The following is a 25,557-nucleotide window of genomic DNA, read 5'->3' on the forward strand; positions in this document are numbered from 1 at the left end:
AATATGTATAAAAGTCGATAACATATTATAACGCATAAAGCCGCGAAAATAACAGCAATTATATTTGGATTCTATGAAAAAGACAGGCACATTTTGACAGGGATGTGAAAAATCGATACCCTTAGTTTAAAAAAGACGATTGCCGGGCTGTCAGCAACCGTCTTTTGCCGTTTATTTTACAATGATGGCATCGATGTTTGCAAAAGAGCGAATCAGCTCCGCCAGACTTGCCATTTGCGCCAGGCGGTTTTCTTTTAATCTTTCATCTTCAGCATGAACCATCGTATGATCAAAATATGCTTCAATCGGTGTTTTCAGCTTAGACAGTTCGCTGAAGGCACCATCAAAATCTTTTGCTTCATAAAAGCCTTCAATCCGACGTTTGCTTTCCTCATAAGCTTTAAAGAGCATTTCTTCCTGAGTGTTTTCAAACAGGGACGCATCCACATGGCCGTCTCCGCTTTTTTTGCTGATCGAGATGACCCTGGCCAGCGCTTCGGCCGTTTCTTTAAAGTCCGGCTTGGCGGCTGCATTCTCCAGCACAACGGCTTTTTTGAGCGCTGAATACGGCTCAAGACCGGTGCTTTCAAGCACGGCTTCGACAATATCATAACGGATGTGTTCAGCTGTCAGGACATATTTAAGGCGCAGTTTGAAGAAATCAAGCAGTTCGCTGTTTTCTTCCTGCCCTGCAAAAGAGGCGAGCTCCTCAAAGGAAATTCCCCAATTCCGGTCCAGCAGAATTTGCACGATTCCGCTCGCCTGCCGTCTTAATCCGTACGGGTCTTGAGATCCGGTCGGAATCACACCGATTTTGAAAAATGAAGCCACAGTATCAAGCTTATCGGCTAAAGCGACAACGGCACCGATGACTGATGACGGCGTCTGTCCGCCGGCTTGCCTTGGCATGTAATGCTCATTGACCGCAAGCGCCACTTCTTCTTTTTCGCCGAGCATCCGCGCATATTTTTCACCCATGATACCTTGAAGCTCAGGGAACTCGTATACCATATGGGTCACAAGGTCGAATTTGGAAATGTGTGAAGCGCGTTGAATCAGCTCAAGCGTTTCTTGATCGACACCGATTTTCCGGGCGATTCGTTCTGCGATTGCGCTTGAACGCCTTACCTTGTCTCCGAGCGAACCGAGCTCTTCATGGAAGACGATCTTCTCAAGCTTTTCAACATTCTCTTCGATATTCAGTTTTTGATCTTCCTTATAGAAGAAGGCTGCATCTGAAAGGCGGGCTCTCAGCACCTTTTCATTCCCTCTCGCAACGTTTTCAAGAGCGCGGTCATTCCCGTTGCGCACCGTCACAAAGTAAGGGAGGAGACTGCCGTTTTCGTCTTTGACAGGGAAGTAGCGCTGATGTTCCTTCATCGTTGTCACAAGGACTTCTTCAGGAATGGAAAGGAACTCTTCTTCAAATGCTCCGAACAGAACGGTCGGATATTCAACCAGATGGTTGACTTCCTCCAATAAACCTTCGTCTCTCGGAATATCCCATGATTTTTCCGCGGCTAATTCATCCAGCTGCTTCGTGATCAGCTGCTTTCGCTTTGCCGGATCAGCGATGACAAATTCGCTTTCCAGTTTTGTTTCGTATTCTGCAGGCGAACCAAGCTCCGCCGCTTTGCCGAGGAAGCGATGTCCTTCCGTCACCCGGCCGCTTTCAACATGGGCGACAGAAAACGGAACAATCTCGCTGCCGAAAAGGGCGACAATCCATTTAATCGGCCTGATGTATTTCAGCTCCTCGCTGCCCCAGCGCATATTTTTCGGAAAATGGAGACTTGTCACCAAATCGCGGAGCTCGGGAAGAAGTGTCATCGTCTCTTGGCCTTTTTGGAATTTCTGTACAAATACATACTCTGTTCCCTTTACATCTTTAAAATACAGGTCTTCCGGGCTCGCCCCTTGTCCCCGTGAAAAACCGATTGCCGCTTTCGTCCATTCACCGTTTTCATCAAGGGCGATTTTCTTTGCCGGTCCTTTGGCTTCTTCCTTCACATCTTCCTGTTTTTCAGCAACATCTTTGACAAGGACGGCAAGCCTTCTCGGCGAGTTAAAAAGCCTGACTTCCCCGTACGCGATTTTTTTGTCTTTCAGCCAGCTTTCAAGCTTTTCCCCCAATTGGGTCATGCTGTCGTGCATGAAACGAGCCGGCATTTCTTCCAGTCCGATTTCTAAAAGCAAATCTTGATTACTCATGTGAAGCCTCTTCCTCCTTCAGCATTGGAAAGCCTAACTTTTCGCGTTCATCATAATACGTTTTGGCTACTTTTCTAGCCAGGTTTCTGACCCTTGCGATGTATCCTGTCCTTTCCGTAACGGAAATGGCTCCTTTGGCATCAAGCAGGTTGAACGTGTGGGAGCATTTCAGGACATAATCATACGCCGGATGAACGAGTCCCTGATCCATTTGCCTGATCGCTTCTTTTTCATATGTGGCAAACAGTTCGAACAGCATCTCCACATCAGATGTCTCAAACGTGTAGACTGAATGCTCGTATTCGGCCATCAAGAATAAGTCTCTGATCGTATAGCCGTCTGTCCATTCCAGATCAAAGACATTTTCTTTATCCTGAATGTATGAAGCAAGCCGCTCAATCCCGTATGTGATTTCAACGGAAACCGGCTTGCATTCAAGACCTCCGACCTGTTGGAAATACGTGAATTGGGTGATTTCCATGCCGTCAAGCCATACTTCCCAGCCGAGCCCTGCGCAGCCGAGTGACGGGTTTTCCCAGTTGTCCTCAACAAACCGGATATCATGCTCCAAAGGATCAATTCCGAGCGCTTTTAATGAATCCAAATACAGCTCCTGAATATTGTCCGGAGACGGTTTGATGATGACCTGGAACTGATGATGCTGGTAAAGCCTGTTTGGATTCTCGCCGTATCTTCCGTCAGCCGGGCGCCTTGACGGCTCAACATACGCTACCTTCCACGGCTCCGGCCCGAGGCTCCGCAAAAATGTATAGGGGCTCATTGTTCCCGCGCCCTTTTCAACATCGTACGACTGCAAAAGGACACAGCCTTCATTAGACCAATGCTTTTGCAGTGTCAGAATCATTTCTTGAATATTCAAATCAAGCACCTCCACAGAACGTGTTTCGTTTTTTCATATTGGCATAGGGCTAAAGTTTTAAGCAGAAAAAACTCCCGTCCCTATGCTTGTTTTCCCACAAACATAGGGACGAGAGTTCTCCCGCGGTTCCACCCTAATTGCTGAGAGATTCGTCCCAGCCTCTTTTTTAAAAGTTGCTCATGGAATGCCTTTCATTACGCTCTCATCCCCGGCTTTCACCGTCCCGGGGTCGCTTCAATGAGGGGGCGCAACTACTTCTTTCCGTCGCCGCAACACATTATTGAAACTTATAAGCGGACTTTTAGATCCCGCAATCTTTATGACATGATCTTATAAAAAGATGAAGAGGATGTCAACTTTTGTTTTCTTTCCCCAGCATTTTTTTCATATTGTCCATTTGCTCCATGAAGCGCCGTGATTTCAAATAAATCCCGGAGTACTCATCATAATAAAGCTGGATGACTGTTTTCAGCTCCTCTTTCGTCTCCTGTTTGACCGATACATTGCCAAGCCTTGAAAGGTCAAAATAAAAAAACAGCCTCAAGAGCCTTACGGATGCAGGAGACAGCGGAACCCTGTACGGATCTTTCGCAAAACAGCGATGGCAAATGAAGCCGTTGTCCCGAATGGAAAAGTGGAATGTGCCTTCCTTACTTTTGCAGTGGACACATTCGTTTAATTCCGGATACAGGCCGAGCACACCGAGCATTTTGACTTCGATGAGATTGGTGATGATGTCGGGATCTGTACCGTCATTCAGCCTTCTCATCGACTGAAGAAGCAGTTCGAATAAAAACGGATTCGGCTTCTTTTCCTCAGTCCCCTTATCAATTAATTCTGCGATATATGCGGCATATGCCGTTAAAAAAAGATCCTCCCGGATATTCCGCATGCTATCGATCATTTCGCCCTGCTCCAATGTGCCGAGACCTGATGACGTTCTGAATAAAAACGAGCCATAAAGAAACGGCTGGGAAATGGCGGACAGGCGGCTGTTCGGCTTTTTTGCCCCCCTGGCCAGCACGCCGATTTTCCCATTTTCCCTCGTTAACAGTGTAATGATTTTATTTGATTCTCCGTAATCATTTGTACGAATGACGATACCTTCACATTTCGTCAGCATATGTGCACCATCCAAAAATCGGAGGGGTCAAGCTTGATCACAAAATTGGAAAGTCAACTTCTGCTAGCTCTTCGTCAAGTGCTTCGGGTCTTTCCAGGTTCTCCTTCTCCAATTCCTTGAAAAGGAGGTACGTATCAACGTTTCCTGTTTGTGAAAATACATTCCAAGTAAAATTCAACATAAAAGCCCCACCTTTCTGTTTATAACTAGCTTTTCAAACATCCAAATTCTTAAGATTATCTTGACCTTGAATCCTCCATTTCATGTTAAACAATTTTTTCTAATATCGCTTTGATTTCGAGAGATTTTGTAACGACTACCCGGTCAAGTGTGCCGATCAATACTCGTCTTCTCTAAATCCAAAATCACGAAGCTGAGACATCTTATTGCGCCAGTCTTTTTGCACTTTGACCCACAGCTCCAAATAAACCGATGAGCCGAGCAGCGCTTCGATATCAACCCGTGCCCGTTTGCCGATTTCTTTCAGCAGACTGCCTCTCTTACCGATGACAATTCCTTTTTGCGAATCGCGTTCGACGACAATGGTCGCACTCACATGTACAGACCCGTTTTCCCGTTTTTCGATCGAATCAATCGAGACCGCGATGCTGTGAGGGATCTCTTCCCTTGTCAGATGCAGCACTTTTTCCCGAATCAGCTCAGAAATGATAAAGCGTTCTGGATGATCGGTCACCTGGTCACTCGGGTAAAACTGCGGACCTTCCGGCAAATAATCTTCAATTTGCCTTAGAAGAGTGTCGGTATTATTCCCCTCCAGGGCGGAAATCGGGATGATTTCTTTAAAAGGGTATCTGGCTCTGTATTCATCAATAAGCGGAAGCAGTTCATCAGGGTGAATCTGGTCGATTTTATTGATGATTAAGAAAACGGGAGTGTTCAGCCCTTTTAAGCGCTCGATAATAAATTCGTCGCCTTTTCCATACCCTTCCGCCGCATTGATCATGAACAAAATTAAGTCGACTTCTTTCAGCGTGTTTTGCGCCACTTTCATCATAAAGTCGCCCAGCTTATGCTTCGGTTTATGAATGCCGGGCGTATCGATAAAAATCGTTTGAGAAGTTCCGGTGGTCAAAACACCCTGCACCTTGTTTCTCGTTGTCTGCGGTTTGTCGCTCATGATGGCGATTTTTTGGCCGATCACGCGATTTAAAAAAGTAGATTTTCCTACGTTTGGTCGTCCGATGATGGACACAAATCCTGATTTAAAGCTGTTCTGTGTCATTTAGATCCTCCGATGAAAAAGCTCCTGGCAGTAATTCTTGAACCGTCATTTCTTTCACTTGGCCGTTCAGATTGGTTAAAACAACAGGCATGTTTTTTGAACAAAGTTCAGAGATGACCTGTCTGCATGCTCCGCACGGTGAAACGGGCCCCGGTGTATCAGCGGCAACGGCGAGCATCTTAAAGGCTTTTTCACCTTCGGAATACGCCTTGAATAATGCCGTCCGTTCGGCGCAATTGCACAGGCTGTAAGCAGCATTTTCAATGTTGCAGCCTCTGTACACCTTGCCGTCCTCCGTCAAGAGGGCGGCTCCCACTTTGAACTTTGAATACGGAACATATGCATATTCTCTTGCTTTTAACGCTTCTGTAATCAATTCTTGTTTGTTCAATGTGTGTATTCCTTCCTATAGCGGCGATGATACCGCTAACACTTTTATTTTACATAAAAATGGCTGTTATTTCACGCCCAAATCAAAAATGTAAAATTTTTGTAAGAATCTTTTGCCAGGGCGCATACACTGATCAAAACAATTTTGGCAAAAAGATGAGTAATCCAATGATACACGAAACAAAGGCAAACACGCAAACCGCTCCTGCCGCGGCATCCTTAGCGGCTTTTGCCAGCGGATGATTCTCTTTTGTGAAAAGGTCGACAGCATGCTCAACCGCGGTGTTCATGAGCTCCAAGGCAAGCACTCCGCCGATGAGGATCAAAATGACGGCCCATTCCGAAGCGGTCAGCCTGAAGATGAAGCCGCAAGCGATCACAACGATTGCGGCTCCGGTGTGAATTTGAAAATTGCGCTCGGACATGAACGTTTTCAAAATTCCCGTGAAGGCGTGTGAAAAGCTTTTTCTCAGCCTGATCCATTCACTTTGTTTATGATGATCTTGAAAGCCCATAGCGATTTAACAGTTCCTTTTGCTTAGTGAACATGATTTTCTCTTCTTCCTCTGTCATATGGTCATATCCGAGCAGATGCAAAAAGCCGTGAACCGCAAGAAATCCCAGCTCTCTCATCAAGGAATGTCCGTACTCTTCCGCCTGTTCTTCCGCTTTATCTGCACTGATGATGATATCGCCGAGAACGGGCGGCATGTCGGCGCCGATAATCTCCACTTCTCCCTCACCGTCCTCTTCAAGAGCAAAAGAGATGACATCTGTCGGATAATCTTTCCCCCGGTATTCTTTATTGATTTCCTGTATTTCTTCATTCCCTACGACCGTAACGGACACTTCGGCCTGATCGGCGACGCCTTCTTCCTTCGCCGCAAATTGAAGAAGCTTTTCAATTTCCTCGAGCTGCCCCTCTGAGAGACGCCCTGTTTCATCTGAGATATCGAGATTTAAACTCATGATTGTTTCACCTTCTGTTTTGGATTGGCCTCCGGATATTCGATCCGGGAATGGAAAATGCCTTTTAACGTTTCACATAGCGTCTTGGCAATGATGTTCAGTTCTTTTAAAGTCAGATCGCATTCATCAAATTGCCCGTCTTGAAGCTTGTCGGAAATGATGCCGCGCACAAGCTTTTCAATCCTTTCCGGATTCGGGTTGTGCATCGACCTGACGGCGGCTTCCACGCTGTCGGCCACGGAAATAATCGCCGCTTCTTTTGACTGCGGCTTCGGCCCCGGATAACGGAACTCTTCTTCTGTCGTCTGATCGCCTTTTTCCTTAGCTTTGTAGTAGAAAAACTTGAGCAGGGATGTACCGTGGTGCTGTTCGGCGATATCGACGAGCTCCTTCGGCATTTTATGCTCCCTCAGCATGTCCGCTCCATCTGTCGCATGCGAGATGATGATGTTTTTGCTCAGCTGCGGTGACAGTTTGTCATGCGGATTGTCAATATTCATTTGGTTTTCGATGAAATACTGAGGCCGTTTCGTCTTACCGATATCATGATAATACGCACCGACCCTTGCGAGCAATCCGTTCGCTCCGACCGCTTCGCACGCCGCCTCCGATAAATTGGCAACCATGACGCTGTGATGGTAGGTTCCCGGTGTTTCAGTCAGAATTTTGCGCAGGAGCGGGTGATTCGGATTGGAAAGCTCAAGAAGCTTCATCGTCGACAAGATCCCGAACCCGCTTTCAAAAAACGGCATGAAACCGAGGACAAGAACGGAAGATCCAATGCCTGAAACAGCTCCCATCACGAGATATGTGCCCATCTCCAGACCGGATTGGGCCGTATTTTGAATCAGCTGGAGGGTGAACATGACAACGATGTTGACAAACGAAACAAACAGTCCCGCCTGAAGGATCTTTGTTCTGGCATTATGCTTTCCTAAAAACAGTATGCCCGCTATCGAACTAATTAAGAAATACGTTCCGATCGCATAGTTAAAAGTGCCTGTGACACCCTGGTTAAACATCATGCTTCCGCAGATGGAAAGGATCATGCTCGCGAGAATCGCCAGCCGCTCGTTAATCAGCAGCTTGATCAGCATGACGCCCATTGCAATGGGCACGATATAGCCGATATGGCTGAATTCGAGCTCTTGAAACAGGCTGATGACTTCCATGACGATCAATACCATCGCTGTTATCAAGGAAAAGAGCATCAGCGATTTCGTCTTCGGCAGCCGATTGCTGTATTGTTTTTCAAAATAGTAAATCAATGCCGAGATGAAAAGCGCGATCAAAAGCAGCAGTCCGCCGACCGGTTTAAATATATTGGCTCCGCTTAACAGCCCCGTCAATTGAAGCTTCCGGTACACTTCCCTGTCGATCAGCTGATTTTCCTCAACGAGAATCTGCCCCTGCTTGATCTGCACCTGCTGAACGCTGTCCGCCGCTTCCTGGCGCTTTTGCTCCGTTTTGTCGGGATCATAGACATAATTGGGGATGATCGCAAAGCGTCCGATTTCATTGGCGGCATTCTTCAGTTTTGAAGGGACCGAGTTGCCCTTCAGCTCCTTTGTAAGATTTTCTTTTGCTTCGTCAAGCTTTCCGGCAGGGATTTCTTTGCTCATCACATCGTTGACGGCCGTTATGACCGAATCCTGTGTCATGGAAAGCTCTCCGTCGCTCGCCCGCAAAAGGTTTTTGACAGAGTCCTCTGACAGGGAGTCCGTCACATCAGAAGTCAATTTTTCTTCCACGGATTTAATCTGTTTTTTTTCCTTTTGATCCCCGCTTTCTTTTTTGACTTCTTTAATGATGTCGAAGATAGACGATACAAGATCGACCCTGTTGTCAGAGTACTCTTTTTTCAGGGTGTACTGATCGGGGACCTCTTCCCTTGCTTCCTGTTTTTTGGCAGATGTTGCCTTTTGGTCTTCTACCGTAGCCGGTGCATAAATCGTATTTTCGCTGATTGAAAACAAATCAAGATCAAGCGACTCGGGTCTGACATGGAAAAAAAGCAGAATAAACATCAGCGCTGATATGGCTGTATAAAGAATAACGGGGAGAAAACGGGCTTTTTCCATTCGGGTAAGCCGGTTTTTACCGCCTCTTTTTTTCTTTTTCAACAATAGCACCTCTTTCCGGCGAGAAACTAAAAAATGGCCCGATAGCGGGCGATCGGGCCATTCGGAGTTATTTTGTCTGTTCGTATGCTTCGATAATTCGGGCGACAAGCGGATGTCTGACCACATCTGTCTGATCCAGTTCAACGAATGAAATTCCTTCGATATCAAGGAGCATGCTTTTCGCGACGGCAAGTCCTGACTTGACTCCCTTTGGCAAATCGATTTGCGTAATATCGCCTGTAATGACCATTTTAGAACCAAAACCCAATCTCGTCAAAAACATTTTCATTTGTGCAGGCGTCGTGTTTTGCGCTTCGTCCAAAATGACAAAGGCATCGTCAAGCGTCCGGCCCCTCATATAAGCGAGCGGCGCGATTTCAATGGTTCCCCTTTCAAGGAGCCTCGCTGTATGGTCCGTTCCGAGCACATCGTGGAGGGCGTCATACAAAGGCCTTAAATAAGGGTCGACCTTTTCTTTCAGATCACCGGGCAAAAAGCCGAGGCTTTCTCCTGCTTCAACGGCCGGCCTCGTCAAGATGATTTTTTTTATGCGTCCGTTTTTCAGTTCATGAACGGCTTTTACGACCGCCAAATAGGTTTTTCCCGTTCCGGCGGGACCGATGCCAAAGATTAAATCGTGCTTTTTCATTGCCGTGATATACTCTCTTTGCCCGATGGTTTTGACTCTGATCGGCTTCCCTTTGGCATTTTTCGTAATTTCCTCTTCATACATACTTTCAAAAAACTCAAGCTTGTGCTTTTTCGCCATCTTGATCGCATAGATGACATCCCGTTCAGAAATCTCAATTCCTTTGCGGATCAGATTCAAGAGGGACGCGAGCAGGCTGTCAACGATTTGAAACGTGTTCTCGTCACCGGCTACATAAACGGTTTCACCCCGTGTAACAATCGAGACGTTCAGCTCTTCCTCCATCATTTTTAGATGCGAATCCTGATTTCCAAACAGCGCCTGAGCTTCATTCGGACTTTCCAATTGCTGATTAATCGCAAGTAAGTGTTCTGTCATTCTTTAGTCTCCTGAACGATTGGTGTTGTTTGAACAATGTCTTCAATAACCTGGTAAAGGATGATCAATTTAACTTTACCATTCTCACTCGTTTCGTGCAAAACTTTTTCATTGATAATGTCCCCATCTTCGCCAATTTTTTTCCGGACGTCCCTTTTTCCCATTTTGATGCCTTCCTGAACCGCTTCTTTTTTGGTATACACCCTTTTGACCTGTTCGCTTTCCCGCGTCGTTTCTTTTTCATAAGCGATGGGAAGCTTAAAGTTCATGAAGTGAAGCGAATGTTTTTCGACTTCGGTCTTCGGACGCAAAAGCTCTTCTTTTTTGAATGCAAATCCCCAAAAAGGAACGGAAAGTGAACCGATGGAGAGCTTGTGCTTTGTCCTTACTTTACCCGTAAAAACATCAAATGATGTCTCAAGCGGCACCGTCACTTTAGACTTGTACCATGTTTCACCGTAAATTTTGCCTTTGGCGCCGACCTTTTGCTTCTCATCCTCTGTTCCGATCAGCCCTGAAACGAGCATCTCCCCTTTTTCAACATGCTGATTCACCGTAACGAGCGGCTCTCCTTTTTCAACAAACATCTTGGAGATGGTCGCTTCTTTTTTGGCGATGATATGCCTTGGACCGATGTATTTTTCCTTATCAGGCTCATTTTTCTCCACCACTTTCATGTGAAGGGCTGTCCCGTTTAATTCGATGCCGACCCAAGTAATATTTTCAACGCTCTTTGTCAGCGACTGCTGAATGTTCTCCGGGGTCAACATGGTGAATTGAAAGCGGCCTTTTTTCACTCCGATCTGGTCAAGGTGCTGCCTGATTTGGTGCTCTGTTTCCGGATTGGCGCCGGAAATGTCAATCTTCCACAGCATATTGGAAAGGAGGAACATGATGATAAAAAAAGCTGCGATCCCCAAAGTAAACCCGCTGTTTCGCATCGATTGCCTGATGATGAAAGGCAGGCCTTTCCGTTTTAAAAAACGGCATTTGCAGTCAAAGGTCCTGATGACTTTTCGAAAGGCATGTACATCGGAAAGCAGAATATAAAGAAAGACAGAGTCTTTCTTTTTTTTCACATTAAACATCGGGATGCCGCGCCTTGTGCACTCATTTAATAAACGTTCGATTCCCATTCCCGTCACTTCAAGCTGAATCTTTCCTGAGAAAAAAGAAAGCCATTTATTCTTCACGTCTCTTCCCCCTGACTTATGAATCGATATAGCGGACGAGCTCTATCGTGCCTTCAAGCAAAATTTCCTCAGGCAGGATCGTTTTAATGACAAAGTCCTTGCCCTGGATGATGCACTGCCCCTGCTTCAGCAGCAGCCTTACTTCACGGTCGCTGAAAAGCAAAAGCCCTCTATGATTCTCGATATATATGTGAAGTCTCCCTATCATCGTCATTCGCGGAAGATCCATCATGACATCAGGGGGAATTTCCAATGTTCTTGTCAGCCACGCTTTAAATCGATTTTTCTTTTGCGCCATAAAAAAAGAACCCCCTTTCATCTCATATGTATGAGTGAGAAAGGGGTTCTAACACTTTAATTTTTAAGGGCGGCGCCTCATCGTGTAATGCGGTTTTCTTGAGCGCGGCGGACCGAATACTTCACCGAGGACAATTCCTTGGACAACACTTTTCTTATTGATGTCAAGCCGTTCGGCATGCGGCTCTAACATCCGCTTGCTTTGCTTTTTGACAGCCCGTTCCACAGCCGGCATCGACCGTTCGGCATCCGCTTTGATTCTTTCAAGCTCCTGAACGAGGTCATTGCTCTTTTTCATGGCAGCGGGCTTTGCAGTTGGCTTTTCCGCTGTCTGATGGCGCTTTTCCTGCTGCTTCGGCGCTTTTGTTTTGCGCTGTTCAGGCGCTTTTTTGCGATTATTTTCTTCGTTTTCATCATTTTTTCCGATCTTGTTGAAAATGACGGAAATGATTCCGACGATGACTGCCATGATGATCGGATTGTCGAACAATAAATCAAGCAATGCGCTCCCTCCTTTTTACGGGGGCTTGTTTATTTATGATCGTCTTCATTTTGGTCTTTCGTCATTTTACCAAAGGAATCACGCATATCTGTGTCGGCATCGATGTTTTTCATATTGAGATAATCCATGACCCCGATTTTTCCGCTGCGCAATGCTTCGGACATCGCAAGCGGAACTTCCGCTTCCGCCTCGACCACTTTGGCGCGCATTTCTTCGACGCGGGCCCGCATTTCCTGTTCTTGGGCAACCGCCATGGCGCGGCGTTCTTCCGCTTTGGCCTGAGCGATGTTTTTATCGGCTTCAGCCTGGTCTGTTTGAAGAATGGCGCCGATGTTTTTGCCGATGTCCACGTCAGCGATATCGATCGACAGAATTTCAAAAGCCGTGCCTGAATCCAAACCTTTGCTCAAGACCGTTTGTGAAATCATATCCGGATTTTCAAGCACCTTTTTATGATTGTCAGACGAACCGATCGTCGAAACAATCCCTTCACCTACACGGGCGATGATTGTCTCTTCGCCTGCACCCCCGACAAGGCGGTCAATATTTGCACGAACGGTAATTCTCGCTTTCGCCTTCACTTCGATTCCATCCATCGCAACACCCGCGATAAACGGTGTTTCAATAACCTTCGGATTAACGCTCATTTGAACGGCTTCAAGCACATCGCGTCCAGCCAAATCAATGGCCGCACATCTGGCAAATGTCAATTCAATGTTAGCGCGTTGGGCGGCGATCAGCGCATTGACAACGCGGTCGACGTTCCCCCCGGCCAAGTAGTGGCTTTCAAGCTGGTTGATGGCTACATCCAGTCCCGCTTTGTGCGCTTTGATCAAAGGATTGACGACGCGGTTTGGAATGACGCGGCGGAGCCTCATACCGATCAGTGTAAAAATGCTGATTTTGACGCCTGCGGCCAAGGCCGAGATCCACAGCATCACCGGAACAAATGTAAAGAAGACAGCTAATAAAATGATGCCGGCTGCAATGATAACCAAAAGTAATAGAGTTGACGGATCCATAATATTCCTCCTAAAAAGTATGGTTTATATTTCTCTCACGACGATGCGCGAGCCTTCCACTTTCACCACTTTGACTTTCCTATCCTTTGCGGTGAACGAACCTTCGGAAACGACATCGAGCCGTTCATCGCCGATAATAACCGTTCCGGCCGGTCTGAGCGGTGTATATGTGACACCGGTTTTCCCGATCAGATCGCGCCGGGTTTCATTTGAGACATAGCCGCTTTCCGAATTGGTAGAGTCGGTTAATATTAATTTTTTAAAGAATTTCATTCTTTTCCCCAACACCCTTGTCAGTAGAATGGATGCCGCTATCGAAACAGCGGTTGCAATCAAAATCGAGACGGCCATGACCGTCACGCTTCCCGATGCTAAAAAGAGACTTAGAACAACGGCTGTGAGGCCGATAATTCCCGCGATGCCGCCCGGCAGAAAAAGTTCTAAAATAATCAATATGATACCGGCAATAAACAGAAGGAGGGTTTCCATTCCGGCGAGCCCAGCCACAAGGTGGCCGTAGAAAAAGAGCATCAGCGCCGCAAGGCCCATAGAGCCGGGAATTCCAAAGCCCGGTGAATAGAGTTCGACGATCAGCCCGAGGCTTCCGATTGAAAGAAGAATCGGAATCACGACCGGATGTGTGAGGAAGCGCGCCACTTTTTCGGCAAAACTCACTTCAGCATGCTCGATTTCGGCCCCTTTTAAATTCAGCTTTTTTAAAAGGTCGTCAAAGCTTGAGACCGTGCCTTCCGAATAGCCGACTTTCAACGCTTTGTCAGAGCTCAATGTCAAAAGCTCTCCCTTTGGCGCCCCTACTTCTTTGGCGTCAACGTCCGGATCTGCCATCGCGAGCGCATATTTTGGATCACGGCCGTTTTTTTTGGCCGCATCTTCCATTTCCGCCAGCCACAGAGATTCCGCCTTTTGATCAGCAGCGTTTCCCTCTGCATCAATGATCGCCGCGGCTCCCATTTTTCCGCCGGGCGCCATATAAATGTCGTCTGCATTCAAGGCGAGGTACGCGCCTGCCGAAAGGGCCCTTCTGTTGACATAAGCGGTCACCGGAATGTCGGAGTTATGAATCGTATCAGCCATATCAAGGACTGCGTCGACCGCTCCGCCGGGGGTATTGATATCCAAAATAATATGCTTGGCATTCATCCCTTTTGCTTCTTGAAATGAGCGCTCAAGAAATTTTGAGAGTCCCTTTTCAACCGTGTCTTCGACCGGGATCACATACACTTTGTCTCCATCGGCATCGGCTTTCACGGTCAAATGAACGCTTAATAATAAGAATAAAACAAAACCGCACGCCACAGCAACTAAAATTCTACTTTTTTTCAACAGCACCGATTTTTGACTCCTCCTTCCTCCTTTATCATTAACATTACATACGTTGTAAATGTATCAAAGGTTTCAGATTTTTACTCCTTTTCTATTTTTATGACCGCGCATAAAAAAAGACACCTTTCAAATGGTGAAAGATGTCCTTTTCTTTAAGACAGTTGTTTGCTGACAAGCTTATTGACGAGGCCGCCGTCAGCCTTGCCTTTAACCTTCGGCATGATCGCGCTCATCACCTTGCCCATGTCCGCTTTTGAAGAGGCGCCGACTTCTGCGATCGTTTCGTTTACGATCGCAAGCAATTCCTCTTCCGTCAGCTGTTCAGGCATATAAGCTTCCAGAATGTCTAACTCTTTTTGAACTTTATCTACTAAATCTGAACGATTAGCGTTTGAAAATTCATGGAGGGAGTCTTTACGCTGTTTTAATTCACGAGAAAGAACAGTCAGTTCTTCATCTTCGGTCAGCCTGTCTTTCTTAAGCTTGATTGCTTCGTTTTGAAGCGAAGCCTTCACCATGCGAATGACAGTCAGTTTGTCTTTCTCACGGTTTTTCATATAGAGCTTCATGTCTTGATTCAGACGCTCAAGAAGACTCATAAATCCACCCTCTTTTAGTATTTGCGCTTTCTGGCAGCTTCAGACTTTTTCTTGCGTCTTACGCTAGGTTTTTCATAAAATTCACGCTTTCTTGCTTCTTGCAAAGTACCTGTCTTTGATACACTGCGTTTGAAGCGACGAAGAGCATCTTCAAGCGATTCGTTTTTTCTAACGACCGTTTTTGACATTCTCTTTCCCTCCCTCCGAATACACCAATCGACTGCTTTAAAAAAAGATATACATTTAAACATGTACCTTGACATTATAATATAAGCATTCGGCAAGGTCAACCAAACGAGATTGTTTTATTGTTTAGTCATCATTTCGGCAGCTTGTCTGTATACATTTATAAAGGAGGCTGTTCGAAAATCTGATGCTGATCTTGATCTTATTTGTGCTGCTGATCAGCCTTTTTCTGGCGGGCATGGGCATGCTGAGAAAAGGCCTGATCTCCCTGACGTTCGAGAAGATTGAAAAGCGCCTGCTTTTTTTTACGGATCATCCATTGAAGGCTTTCCTGGTGAGCATAGTGTTTACAGGCGTTCTGCAAAGCAGTTCGGCATTTATGGTGATCGTCATCGGGTTTGTCAGCATCGGCGCTCTTTCTTTTAAACGCTCGATTCCGCTGATTTTGGGGACAAACATCGGCTCCACATTCACAACTGAATTTTTGGCCGTAAAGCTGGAATTTTTGATTTTCGCCCTTTTTGCGGTTGGCGCGGTCCTTTTCCTCACCAGAAAACCGCCCTTTCGGCATGTCGGGGTGAGCCTGATCGGTTTGGGTGTGATTTTTTTCTGCATCAGCGGGTTCAGCAGGCTTGCCGTTCCCTTGTCACAGCTTGACTCAGGCGCCTATATCGTCCGCCTGGTCGAACATTCATCACTTTACGCACTTGTCATTGGCACGGTGCTGACTGCCATCATACATTCAAGCTCGGCCTGTGTTGGCATTCTGATGAGCTTTATGGATCAGGGGGTCGTCGGACTGACTGAGGCGATGAGCGTTGTCCTCGGCTCCAATATCGGGACATGCATTACTGCAGTCATGGCGGCTTTCAACGGGGGCCCCGCCGCCAAGCAAACGGCTTATGCCCATGTGCTGTTCAATGTGATCGGCGTGGCGGCCGTCTATCCGCTGCTCACATCTTTAACCGGATTTATTTCCGCCCTTTCGGCAAGTCCGGCACAGCAGATCGCCCATTTCAGCCTGCTGTTTAACGTTGTGACTTCGCTGTTGTTTTTGCCGCTGACCCATTTATTTCATTCGTTTATCATGTTCCTCATCCCAAACAACGGCCAGGCCCGCTAATGTTTTGCTCTAACTGTGGTACCGCGGCAGCAGCCGTCTGTAAATCCGCAAAAAAGCCGGGATCACATGGCTGTGAACCCGGCTTTTCATATTAAGAGGATAAGCGGATGTTCTCCTCCGCCGCATCCTCTGCGATGCGGACGAACAAACCTTTATTGTAAGGATAGCCCGCTTTGATAATCTTCACTTTGACAAGCTTGCCGATCATGTCTTCAGACCCTTCGAAAACAACTTTCATATAGTTGTCGGTATAGCCGACAAACAAGTTGTCTTCGCCTGTTTCGGTGAACGGCTCTTCAGGGATGATTTCGAGCACGTCGCCTTCATAGTCTGAAGCATACTCTTTTGCAAGCTGGTCTGAGAGGGCGATCAGCTTGTGAACACGTTCGTTCTTCACGTTTTCATCAACCTGATCGTCCATGCGTGCGGCCGGTGTGCCGGTCCGTTTGCTGTACGGGAAGACATGGAGTTCGGAAAACTTGTGCTCTTTAATAAAATTGTACGTTTCCATAAATTCTTCATCCGTTTCCCCTGGAAAGCCGACGATAACATCTGATGTGACCGCAAGCCCTGGAAGAGCTTTTTTCAGCTTTGTTAAACGGTCGGCGAAAAATTCCATCGTATATTTTCGTCTCATCCGCTTCAACACGCTGTTTGAACCGGACTGCAAAGGAATGTGCAGATGTCTGACGATTTTATCGGACCGATCCAGCACCTCGATGACTTCATCGGTGATCTGGCTCGCTTCAATAGAGGAGATTCGGATTCGTTTCAAGCCTTTCACACGGCTGTCCAATTCTTTCAAAAGCTGTGCAAAGTTATAATCTTTCATATCTTCTCCATATCCGCCGGTATGGATGCCGGTCAGGACGATTTCTTTATATCCGGCGTCAACCAGCTGCTGCGCCTGGCGGATGACTTCTTCCGGATCGCGGGAGCGAAGCAGGCCGCGCGCCCATGGAATGATGCAAAATGTGCAGAAATTGTTGCAGCCTTCCTGAATTTTCAGAGAAGCTCTAGTCCTGTCTGTAAACGCGGGAACGTCAAGCTCTTCAAAAACCCTTGCTTTCATAATGTTGCCGACGCCGTTGATCGGCTGTCTTTCTTCCTGATACTGCTCAATATATCCAAGCATTTTTTCGCGGTCCTGAGTGCCGACGACGATGTCAACGCCCGGAATGGCCATGATTTCCGCCGGAGACGTCTGAGCGTAGCAGCCCGTCACACAAATCACGGCATCGGGATTTTGGCGAATTGCCCGTCTGATCACCTGTCGGCTTTTTTTGTCGCCCGTATTGGTCACGGTGCACGTATTGATCACATATACATCAGCAGTGCTTTCAAATTCTTTTCTTTCATAGCCGGCTTCTTTGAAAAGCTGCCAGATCGCTTCTGTTTCATAATGGTTGACCTTGCAGCCAAGTGTATGAAATGCAACGGTTGCCATTGTTATTCACCTCTTAATAACTCTGTATGATAAGAAATTGCCGCCAGCGCGTACAGCGGGGCTGTTTCCGCTCTTAATATCCTCGGACCGAGACCGCAGGCGGCGGCTCCTTTTTCTTTAAGCGCCTCGATTTCCGCTTCTGAAAATCCGCCTTCAGGACCAAATACAATGAGCACCGAAGAACCTTCCGGCAGGCTTTTGACCGCGGATTGAAACCGGCTCTTCTCACCCTGTTTAGATGATTCCTCGTATGCAACGACACATTTATCGAAACCCTCAAGGCTGTTCAGCAAGCTTTGAAAAGTATGGACGGCGGCCACTTCAGGAACGATGTTTCGATGGGACTGTTCCGCAGCTTCTTTGGCGATTTTCGCCCATCTTTCCCGTTTTTTCTTTGCTTTTTTATCATCAAGCTTGACAACAGACCGGGACGCTTCAAAGGGGATAAATGAACTTGCGCCGAGCTCCGTCCCTTTTTGAATGATCCATTCCAGTTTATCGCCTTTCGGCAGGCCGTTTGCAATGTGGACCCGAACCGGCAGTTCGCGATTGTCACCGGTCCACTCGACAATGCTCAACACAACCTCTTCTTTTGATAATGACTCGATTCGGCATCTGGCCTCATGCCCGTCTTTGGCACAGCAAACGACGTGATCGCCGGCCGACATTCTCATCACATTGACGATATGGTGAACGTCCTCTCCTTGAATGGAGAGCATAGGTTCCGCTTGAACCTCTTGTTTTGTTTGTTCGATAAAATATCGTTGCATACGCTTTTTGACACCTACTAACGATTATTTTTGGGCAATGATGCTGACCCAGTCTTCCATCGAAAGAACTTCAATGATTTTGAATCCTTCTTTTACAAGGGCGTCTTTCACTTCCTGTTTTTTCTGCTGAATGATGCCTGAAGTAATGAAGTAGCCGTCCTTTTTCAACAGGCTGTGCGCCTGTTCTGTAAACCGCAAAATCACCTCAGCTAAAATATTGGCGACGATCACATCTTTTTCTCCCTCGACACCGTCGAGCAGATTGTTTTGTTTGATGGCGATCTGGCCGCTGACTTTATTCAGCTTTGAATTCAGGCGGGCGCTTTCTACAGCTACCGGATCAAGGTCGTACGCCTCGACACTGCCTGCCCGCAGCATGGCGGAAGCGATGCTTAAAATGCCCGTTCCCGTGCCGACATCGACGACTGAATCCCCTTCCTTTACATACCGCTCAAGCGCCTGGATGCAAAGAACGGTCGTCGGGTGCGTCCCCGTGCCGAAGGCCATTCCAGGGTCCATTTCGATAATCAGTTCATCCGTATGAACAGGCGTGTACTCTTCCCAGGTTGGAACGATCGTAAACTTTTCGGAAATTTTGACGGGGTGATAATATTTTTTCCACACCGTCGCCCATTCTTCTTCATTCACTTCGCTGATGGTGATCTTATTTCTCCCAAGGTCAATGTCATATAACAGCAGGTTATTGATCGTTTCCTTGATTCCGTCCACCGTTTCTCCCAAAAAGCTGTTGATCGGGAGGTACGCTTTGATGATGACCCCTTCATCCGGGTAATCGTTTGGATCGAGCTGGTAGATTTCTCCGTACACATTCTCACGTTCTTTGATTAAATCAAGCGGATCTTCGATGACCACTCCACTTGCGCCAGCTTCATGCAAAATATTCGAGATGGGCTCAACCGCTTCATGTGTTGTGTGAATGCAGATTTCGGACCATTTCATACTACCAACTCCTCATCCAATCATTAATCGCCTTTAAATGCGCGCTTTACTTTGTCAAAAAAACTCATTTCCTGTTCATCTGGCATATTTCCGCTTACTTCAGCAAATTCGCGGAGAATATTTTTCTGGCTTTCCGTCAAATTCGTCGGCGTGACGACGCGGACAACGATATGCTGATCGCCCTGGCCGTAGCCGCGGACATTGGCAACGCCTTTTCCTTTCAAACGGAATTTCGTACCCGTTTGCGTTCCTGCAGGCACCTTTAACTTCACTTTTCCGTGAAGAGTAGGCACTTCGATCTCGTCTCCGAGCGCCGCTTGTGCAAAGGTCAACGGCATTTCACAGTAAATGTCGTCTCCATCGCGCTCGAAAAATTCGTGCGGCTGAACGCGGAACACGACGAATAAGTCACCCGACGGTCCTCCGTTCACCCCAGGTTCACCTTGTCCGGAGACCCTCAGCTGCTGGCCGTCATCCACACCCGCTGGAATGGTGACATTGATTTTTTTGCGTGTTTTCACTTTTCCGGTGCCGCCGCATGTTGAACACTTGTGTTTGATTTGTTTGCCCGTTCCATTACAGTAGTGACATACTCTTCTGTTGACGACTTTGCCGAACGGTGTGGACTGCTCCATGTTCAGCTGGCCTGATCCTCCGCAGTGTGAGCATGTATCCGGTTTTGTACCGGGTTTTGCTCCTGAACCGCGGCATGTGTCACACGTTTCTTCACGCGGGATTTCAATCGTCGTCTCTTTTCCGAAGGCCGCTTCTTCAAAAGACAGCGTCATCGTGTATTGCAGATCCGCTCCCTGCCGCGGGGCATTCGGGTCTCTCCGTCTTGTGCCGCCGCCGAATATGCTTGAGAAAATATCGTCAAACCCAAAGCCTCCAAAGTCGCCGCCACCGAAGCCGCCGCCGCCGAATCCTTGGTTTGGATCGGTGTGGCCGAACTGATCGTAATGCGCCCGTTTTTGGTCATCAGAAAGTGTTTCGTAGGCTTCTTTGACTTCTTTGAATTGCTCAGCCGCTCCGGCCTCTTTGTTAATGTCAGGGTGATATTTTTTAGAAAGCTTGCGGTAAGCTTTTTTTATCTCATCTTTCGAAGCGCTCTTACTTACCCCAAGCACCTCATAGTAATCACGCTTACTCATCTTTTCACACTCCCGATTTTCTCACATAAATTAGATTGTATCATTTCAAATTACGTTTTTTCAATTCCTTTTGTCCCCTGGGAAGAAAAAAGTCAAAGCCAAGAGATCCTGACTTTGACTTTCGCGCCTGTAAGGTCATAATGACTGTGCGGAACGGAGCCGCACAGTCATTCTATTTTTCTTATTTTTTATCGTCGTCGTTCACTTCTTCATATTCAGCATCTACGACATTGTCATCCGCTTTTTTCGCTTCTCCGCCTTCTTGCTGGGCTTGAGCTTGTTGAGCCGCTTCTTCGTAAAGCTTCATGGAAAGCTCCTGAACGATCGTTTGCAATTCTTCTTTTTTCGCCTTGATTTCTTCAAGGTCATTTTTCTCAATTGCGCTCTTCAACGCGTCTTTTGCTTCATTCGCTTTTTTCACTTGCGCTTCGTCGACCTTGCCTTCGAGGTCTTTGAGCGTTTTTTCAGTTGTGAAAACGAGCTGATCGGCTTCATTGCGAAGCTCGATTTCTTCTTTTTTCTTCGCATCCGCTTCCGCGTTTTCTTCAGCTTCTTTGACCATGCGGTCGATTTCGTCATCGGACAGGCCTGAAGAAGATTTGATCGTAATGTTTTGCTCTTTGCCTGTACCAAGGTCTTTTGCGCTTACGTTAACGATACCGTTTTTATCGATATCAAAAGATACTTCGATTTGCGGCACACCGCGCGGAGCCGGCGGGATGTCGGTAAGCTGGAAGCGTCCAAGCGTTTTGTTGTCGGCAGCCATCGGACGCTCACCTTGAAGGACGTGAATGTCAACCGCTGTCTGGTTGTCAGCCGCTGTTGAGAACACTTGGGATTTGCTTGTCGGGATTGTCGTGTTGCGCTCGATCAGCTTCGTGAACACGCCTCCCATTGTTTCAATACCAAGTGACAGCGGAGTTACGTCAAGAAGGACAACGTCTTTTACGTCACCTGTGATGACACCGCCTTGGATCGCCGCACCAAGAGCCACGACTTCATCAGGGTTTACGCCTTTATGCGCTTCTTTTCCTGTTTCTTTTTTGATCGCTTCCTGAACGGCTGGGATACGAGTTGATCCGCCGACAAGGATGACTTTGTCGATTTCGCTTGCAGAAAGGTCTGCATCTTGAAGCGCCTGGCGGACAGGACCCATTGTGCGCTCAACCAAGTGTGAAGAAAGCTCTTCAAATTTCGCGCGGGTCAGCGTCAGTTCAAGGTGAAGCGGACCTGCGTCTCCCGCTGTGATAAACGGCAGTGAGATTTGTGTAGAAGATACGCCGGAAAGGTCTTTTTTCGCTTTCTCAGCCGCATCTTTCAAGCGCTGAAGCGCCATTTTATCTTTTGAAAGGTCGATGCCGTTTTCTTTTTTGAATTCTGAGACGAGATGATCGATGATCACTTGGTCAAAATCGTCTCCTCCAAGGCGGTTGTCACCTGCTGTAGAGCGGACTTCAAATACGCCGTCTCCCAGTTCAAGGATCGAAACGTCAAATGTACCGCCGCCAAGGTCGTATACAAGAATCGTCTGATCTTCTTCCGTTTTATCTAAACCGTAGGCAAGCGCAGCTGCAGTCGGCTCGTTGATGATCCGCTCAACTTCGAGTCCGGCAATTTTACCGGCATCTTTTGTCGCTTGACGCTCTGCATCATTAAAGTATGCAGGAACGGTAATAACCGCTTTTGATACAGTTTCGCCAAGATAGCTTTCAGCATAGGATTTCAAATGCTGAAGGATGATGGCGGACACTTCTTGAGGCGTGTACTTTTTGCCTTCGATTTCAACCGTATGGTCGGTTCCCATGTGGCGTTTGATTGACATGATTGTATTTGGGTTTGTGATGGATTGGCGTTTCGCCACTTCACCAACCTGGCGTTCTCCGTTTTTAAATGCAACAACCGACGGAGTCGTGCGGGCTCCTTCTGGGTTTGGGATGACTTTCGGCTCTCCGCCTTCAAGCACTGCAACGCATGAGTTCGTTGTTCCCAAGTCGATTCCGATAACTTTACTCATGTTCAAAACCTCCTGCTATGTAGTTATTGATTTACTTTTACCATAGAAGGACGGATTACCCGGTCCTTAAGTTTGTAGCCTTTTTGCAGCTCTTCAACGACTGCATTGGATTCGTAACCTTCTTCCTCAACCTGCATCACGGCCTGGTGCAGATTCGGGTCAAATTGTTCGCCGACTGAAGGAATCTGTTCAACCCCTTCATTTTTAAGGGCCTCCAAAATTTGACGGTGCACCATTTCCATCCCTTGCAGCAGGCTTTTCGTCTGCTCATTGTCAGGCTCGATCTGCAGGGCGCGTTCAAAGTTGTCAAGCGCCGGAAGCAAATCGCCGATGATGCGCTGTGAACGATATTTCTCCGCTGCCTCAAGATCAAGACGGGCACGTCTTTTATAGTTTTCAAAGTCTGCTTGAACACGTAAAAGTTTATTTTCTTTTTCTTCAAGACTCTCTTGAAGCTCTTTTAATTGTTTTTCAAGCTCCACAGTTTGGTTTTCTTCTGTCCGGTCATCGGCTTCCAAAGCCGCATCCTCTGCTTCGGCTGTTTCCGCCTCTGTCTGGTTCAGTTCTTCTTGATCCATTCGTTCTTCTTGATTTTGTTTTTCTTCTGCCATCTGTGTTCACCTCCCTTAAAGGTTCGTTTCATGATGAAGAGAAGGGAGCAGTCCCTTCTTCGGTGTTTGCTAATACTGCCTTACCCATCATACAAACTAGTCAGCGCTTTTGACAAGTCAGACGATACGTGCTGAAGCAAGCCGACGACTCGCGAATAGTCCATCCGCGTCGGACCGATGACCGCAATCGAGCCGATCTGTTTTGATCCGACTGTATATGTCGCGGTAATCAGGCTGCAGTTTTCCATTTCTTCATAGTCATTTTCCTTACCGATTTTAATGGTGATTCCGGATTCCGTCGATTGAAAGAGTCTCAGAATCTCCTGTTCTTTCTCGATCAGCGACAAGAGTGATTTTATCCTGTCAATATCGTGAAATTCGGGCTGATTCAGCATATTAATCTTGCCGCCGAAAAACAGCCGGTCGGTATGGACTGAAGAATCAAATGTAGCGCCGAGCGCTTGCAGGATTTGGTCATAGTTTTGAATATGCGACCGCAAAAAGATGACAACCTCTTTGAAAATCCTGTCTCTCAGTTCAGAGATCGGCACGCCTGCGAGGCGCTCATTTAATATATTAACCAGCTTTTCGAGATCTGACAGTTCGACCTCGGCCGGAAAATTAATCGTTTTATTTTCGACATGGCCGGTGTTCGTCACAAGAATGGCAACGGCCTTGTTGGGCTGAATCGGTACAATTTGAATTTGCTTCAAATGGTTTTCGCTCAGTCTTGGACCGAGGACAATCGATGTATAATTCGTCAGGTCAGATAATACTTGGGCTGACTTCTGAACGGCTTTTTCAAGTTCAAAGATTTTCTCTTTGAAAATGGAATGGATTAATCGCAAATCCGTTTGGCTCAGCTTCCCTGGAGAAAGCAGATGATCCACATAGTAGCGGTAGCCTTTTTCAGAAGGAATCCGGCCTGAGGAAGAGTGTGTTTTTTCGATAAAACCGAGCTCTTCCAAGTCGGCCATTTCATTTCTGATCGTGGCCGAGCTGAATGTGATGTCTTCCTTTTTAGATAGCGTTCTTGATCCAACCGGCTGAGCTGAACGAATGAAATCATTAACGATGACCTGCAAGATTAACAGCTGACGATTTGTTAACATCCATATCACCCCTGTTAGCACTCTCAGACAACGAGTGCTAATTGTATATCAAAATTACCAAACCGCAATCAAAATGTCAATTATAACTCACCTAAGAATGCCTGAAACACTTCATTTCCCAACAGTTTTCCATGATGTGTCAAACACACGCTTTTGCTCGTGTTTTGGATCAGCCCTTTTTCTTCGAGCGTGCGGAGCACTTCAGGAAAGAGGCTGTCAAGCGCTTCTCCGTATTTTTCAAAAAACCTCACCTTACTGACGCCGGCGGTTTTGCGGAGACCGAGAAACATCTCCTCTTCAATCCGTTCGTTTCGTGTCACCTGATGCGTTTCTTTATAAGGAAAACCGCAGTTGTCGATCAGGTCGATATAATGCTTGACAGGGCCGGCGTTGACGGTCCTTTTTCCATTGATATAGCCGTGTGCGCCCGCCCCGAAACCAAAGTACTCTTCATTGTTCCAATACGTGAGGTTGTGCTTGCTTTCACAGCCTTTTTTTGCGTAATTGCTGATCTCATACTGGCTGATGTCCGCTTCAGCCATCTTGTTCATGACAAGCTCATACATCTCGGCTTCCTGATCCTGCGGCGGGAGGTGGAGACGGCCTTTTTTCATCAAATTATAAAAGACGGTTTTCGGCTCGACAATCAGCGAGTAAACCGAATAATGCTCGGCGCCGAGCGCGAGCGCAGTGTCAAGTGAAGCGGCGAGATGATCGATTTGTTGCCCCGGAAGGCCGAACATCAAATCGAGACTGATGTTGTCAAAGCCGGCGCTCCTCGCTCTCTCAAAGGAGACGAGCACGTCCTTTTGCTTGTGGACCCGGCCGATTTTTTCCAAGAGCTCGTCTTCAAACGTTTGGACGCCAAAGCTCAGCCTGTTGACACCCGCGGCTTTCAAGACGTTCAGCTTTTCAGACGACAAATCGTCGGGATTGGCTTCCACTGCAAATTCGATCAGGTTTTCAGACGGCTTTAAAATGTTGCGGATTGAATCAAGCAATTGTTCAAGCTGGCCGGCTGACAAAGATGTCGGCGTTCCCCCGCCGATAAAGATCGTTCTTAGCTCCGGATGTCCGGCTTCTTCCATTGAATTGGCCATTTCCTTCTCAAGCGAACGCAAATACTCGTCAACAGGCTGGCTCTGAATAAAAAATTTATTAAAATCGCAATAATGGCATATATGCTCGCAAAACGGTATATGGATATATGCTGATTTCATCGTTTTCACCTTCTTTACAGGAAGAAGCCGCAGTTGTTAC

General features: G+C 47.0%; 26 protein-coding genes. 1 reads left to right on the plus strand and 25 read right to left on the minus strand.

All coding sequences use genetic code 11. The annotated features are described in order from the left end of the window. Nucleotides 1–171: 171 nt before the first annotated feature. The 17 genes from glyS to rpsU form a co-directional block, all read right to left on the minus strand. Complete coding sequence (gene glyS, locus P3X63_RS13900; protein WP_026587903.1) at nt 172–2,211, minus strand: glycine--tRNA ligase subunit beta; 2,040 nt, start codon at nt 2,209–2,211, stop codon at nt 172–174. After that, nucleotides 2,204–3,091: a glycine--tRNA ligase subunit alpha gene (glyQ, locus tag P3X63_RS13905; protein ID WP_026587904.1), complete on the minus strand. Its 888-nt coding sequence runs from the start codon at nt 3,089–3,091 to the stop codon at nt 2,204–2,206. The genes glyS and glyQ overlap by 8 nt, the downstream gene beginning before the upstream one ends. 352 nt (nt 3,092–3,443) lie before the next feature. Beyond that, a complete protein-coding gene (gene recO, locus P3X63_RS13910; RefSeq protein ID WP_026587905.1) occupies nt 3,444–4,214 on the minus strand; it encodes a DNA repair protein RecO in 771 nt (256 codons plus the stop codon). Nucleotides 4,215–4,251: 37 nt separating this feature from the next. Further along, on the minus strand, nt 4,252–4,395 hold the full coding sequence (locus P3X63_RS13915) for a YqzL family protein (protein ID WP_077736405.1): 144 nt from the start codon (nt 4,393–4,395) through the stop codon (nt 4,252–4,254). A 156-nt stretch (nt 4,396–4,551) separates the two neighbouring features. Continuing rightward, nucleotides 4,552–5,457 carry a GTPase Era gene (era, locus tag P3X63_RS13920; protein WP_026587906.1) on the minus strand — a complete coding sequence of 302 codons (906 nt, stop codon included), beginning with the start codon at nt 5,455–5,457 and terminating at the stop codon, nt 4,552–4,554. Next, nucleotides 5,438–5,848, minus strand: a complete 411-nt coding sequence (locus tag P3X63_RS13925) for a cytidine deaminase (RefSeq protein ID WP_026587907.1) — start codon at nt 5,846–5,848, stop codon at nt 5,438–5,440. Before P3X63_RS13925 ends, era begins: the two co-directional genes overlap by 20 nt. Before the next feature lie 133 nt (nt 5,849–5,981). Next, nucleotides 5,982–6,362, minus strand: a complete 381-nt coding sequence (locus P3X63_RS13930) for a diacylglycerol kinase family protein (protein WP_026587908.1) — start codon at nt 6,360–6,362, stop codon at nt 5,982–5,984. Beyond that, nucleotides 6,340–6,816 (minus strand): rRNA maturation RNase YbeY, encoded by a 477-nt coding sequence (gene ybeY, locus P3X63_RS13935; RefSeq protein WP_026587909.1) that lies wholly within the window; start codon nt 6,814–6,816, stop codon nt 6,340–6,342. The genes P3X63_RS13930 and ybeY overlap by 23 nt, the downstream gene beginning before the upstream one ends. After that, a complete protein-coding gene (locus tag P3X63_RS13940; RefSeq protein WP_142246141.1) occupies nt 6,813–8,897 on the minus strand; it encodes an HD family phosphohydrolase in 2,085 nt (694 codons plus the stop codon). The genes ybeY and P3X63_RS13940 overlap by 4 nt, the downstream gene beginning before the upstream one ends. Before the next feature lie 109 nt (nt 8,898–9,006). Continuing rightward, nucleotides 9,007–9,966, minus strand: a complete 960-nt coding sequence (locus P3X63_RS13945; protein WP_077736404.1) for a PhoH family protein — start codon at nt 9,964–9,966, stop codon at nt 9,007–9,009. Continuing rightward, nucleotides 9,963–11,159: a sporulation protein YqfD gene (gene yqfD, locus P3X63_RS13950; RefSeq protein WP_277691073.1), complete on the minus strand. Its 1,197-nt coding sequence runs from the start codon at nt 11,157–11,159 to the stop codon at nt 9,963–9,965. Before yqfD ends, P3X63_RS13945 begins: the two co-directional genes overlap by 4 nt. 16 nt (nt 11,160–11,175) lie before the next feature. Continuing rightward, nucleotides 11,176–11,457 (minus strand): sporulation protein YqfC, encoded by a 282-nt coding sequence (yqfC, locus tag P3X63_RS13955; RefSeq protein WP_026587913.1) that lies wholly within the window; start codon nt 11,455–11,457, stop codon nt 11,176–11,178. Between the two features lie 63 nt (nt 11,458–11,520). Further along, nucleotides 11,521–11,958 carry a hypothetical protein gene (locus P3X63_RS13960; RefSeq protein WP_026587914.1) on the minus strand — a complete coding sequence of 146 codons (438 nt, stop codon included), beginning with the start codon at nt 11,956–11,958 and terminating at the stop codon, nt 11,521–11,523. A gap of 29 nt (nt 11,959–11,987) precedes the next feature. Continuing rightward, a complete protein-coding gene (gene floA / locus P3X63_RS13965; protein WP_026587915.1) occupies nt 11,988–12,980 on the minus strand; it encodes a flotillin-like protein FloA in 993 nt (330 codons plus the stop codon). A gap of 24 nt (nt 12,981–13,004) precedes the next feature. Beyond that, nucleotides 13,005–14,330 carry an NfeD family protein gene (locus tag P3X63_RS13970; protein WP_481748554.1) on the minus strand — a complete coding sequence of 442 codons (1,326 nt, stop codon included), beginning with the start codon at nt 14,328–14,330 and terminating at the stop codon, nt 13,005–13,007. A 146-nt stretch (nt 14,331–14,476) separates the two neighbouring features. Beyond that, nucleotides 14,477–14,923 carry a GatB/YqeY domain-containing protein gene (locus P3X63_RS13975; RefSeq protein WP_026587917.1) on the minus strand — a complete coding sequence of 149 codons (447 nt, stop codon included), beginning with the start codon at nt 14,921–14,923 and terminating at the stop codon, nt 14,477–14,479. A gap of 14 nt (nt 14,924–14,937) precedes the next feature. Beyond that, nucleotides 14,938–15,111, minus strand: a complete 174-nt coding sequence (gene rpsU / locus P3X63_RS13980; protein ID WP_003183654.1) for a 30S ribosomal protein S21 — start codon at nt 15,109–15,111, stop codon at nt 14,938–14,940. 185 nt (nt 15,112–15,296) lie between these two features. Here rpsU and P3X63_RS13985 point away from each other — a divergent pair, with 185 nt between their 5' ends. Continuing rightward, complete coding sequence (locus tag P3X63_RS13985; protein ID WP_277691081.1) at nt 15,297–16,232, plus strand: Na/Pi symporter; 936 nt, start codon at nt 15,297–15,299, stop codon at nt 16,230–16,232. 91 nt (nt 16,233–16,323) lie between these two features. Here P3X63_RS13985 and mtaB read toward each other — a convergent pair whose 3' ends face one another. The 8 genes from mtaB to hemW all read right to left on the minus strand — a co-directional run bounded on the left by mtaB (nt 16,324) and on the right by hemW (nt 25,517). Then, nucleotides 16,324–17,679 (minus strand): tRNA (N(6)-L-threonylcarbamoyladenosine(37)-C(2))-methylthiotransferase MtaB, encoded by a 1,356-nt coding sequence (mtaB, locus tag P3X63_RS13990; RefSeq protein ID WP_026587919.1) that lies wholly within the window; start codon nt 17,677–17,679, stop codon nt 16,324–16,326. Nucleotides 17,680–17,681: 2 nt separating this feature from the next. Next, nucleotides 17,682–18,449 carry a 16S rRNA (uracil(1498)-N(3))-methyltransferase gene (locus P3X63_RS13995; protein WP_026587920.1) on the minus strand — a complete coding sequence of 256 codons (768 nt, stop codon included), beginning with the start codon at nt 18,447–18,449 and terminating at the stop codon, nt 17,682–17,684. A gap of 24 nt (nt 18,450–18,473) precedes the next feature. Beyond that, nucleotides 18,474–19,409: a 50S ribosomal protein L11 methyltransferase gene (gene prmA / locus P3X63_RS14000; RefSeq protein ID WP_277691086.1), complete on the minus strand. Its 936-nt coding sequence runs from the start codon at nt 19,407–19,409 to the stop codon at nt 18,474–18,476. Between the two features lie 23 nt (nt 19,410–19,432). Further along, complete coding sequence (gene dnaJ / locus P3X63_RS14005; protein WP_077736402.1) at nt 19,433–20,560, minus strand: molecular chaperone DnaJ; 1,128 nt, start codon at nt 20,558–20,560, stop codon at nt 19,433–19,435. A gap of 181 nt (nt 20,561–20,741) precedes the next feature. Beyond that, the gene (gene dnaK, locus P3X63_RS14010) at nt 20,742–22,574 is read right to left on the minus strand and encodes a molecular chaperone DnaK (protein WP_077736401.1); all 1,833 of its coding nucleotides are present in this window, start codon (nt 22,572–22,574) and stop codon (nt 20,742–20,744) included. A 23-nt stretch (nt 22,575–22,597) separates the two neighbouring features. Further along, nucleotides 22,598–23,185, minus strand: a complete 588-nt coding sequence (gene grpE, locus P3X63_RS14015; protein WP_026587924.1) for a nucleotide exchange factor GrpE — start codon at nt 23,183–23,185, stop codon at nt 22,598–22,600. An 80-nt stretch (nt 23,186–23,265) separates the two neighbouring features. Next, nucleotides 23,266–24,297 carry a heat-inducible transcriptional repressor HrcA gene (gene hrcA, locus P3X63_RS14020; protein ID WP_026587925.1) on the minus strand — a complete coding sequence of 344 codons (1,032 nt, stop codon included), beginning with the start codon at nt 24,295–24,297 and terminating at the stop codon, nt 23,266–23,268. Nucleotides 24,298–24,377: 80 nt separating this feature from the next. Then, nucleotides 24,378–25,517: a radical SAM family heme chaperone HemW gene (gene hemW / locus P3X63_RS14025; RefSeq protein WP_026587926.1), complete on the minus strand. Its 1,140-nt coding sequence runs from the start codon at nt 25,515–25,517 to the stop codon at nt 24,378–24,380. Between the last annotated feature and the right edge of the window lie 40 nt (nt 25,518–25,557).

This window comes from Bacillus sp. HSf4 (assembly GCF_029537375.1).
Lineage (GTDB): Bacteria > Bacillota > Bacilli > Bacillales > Bacillaceae > Bacillus > Bacillus sonorensis_A.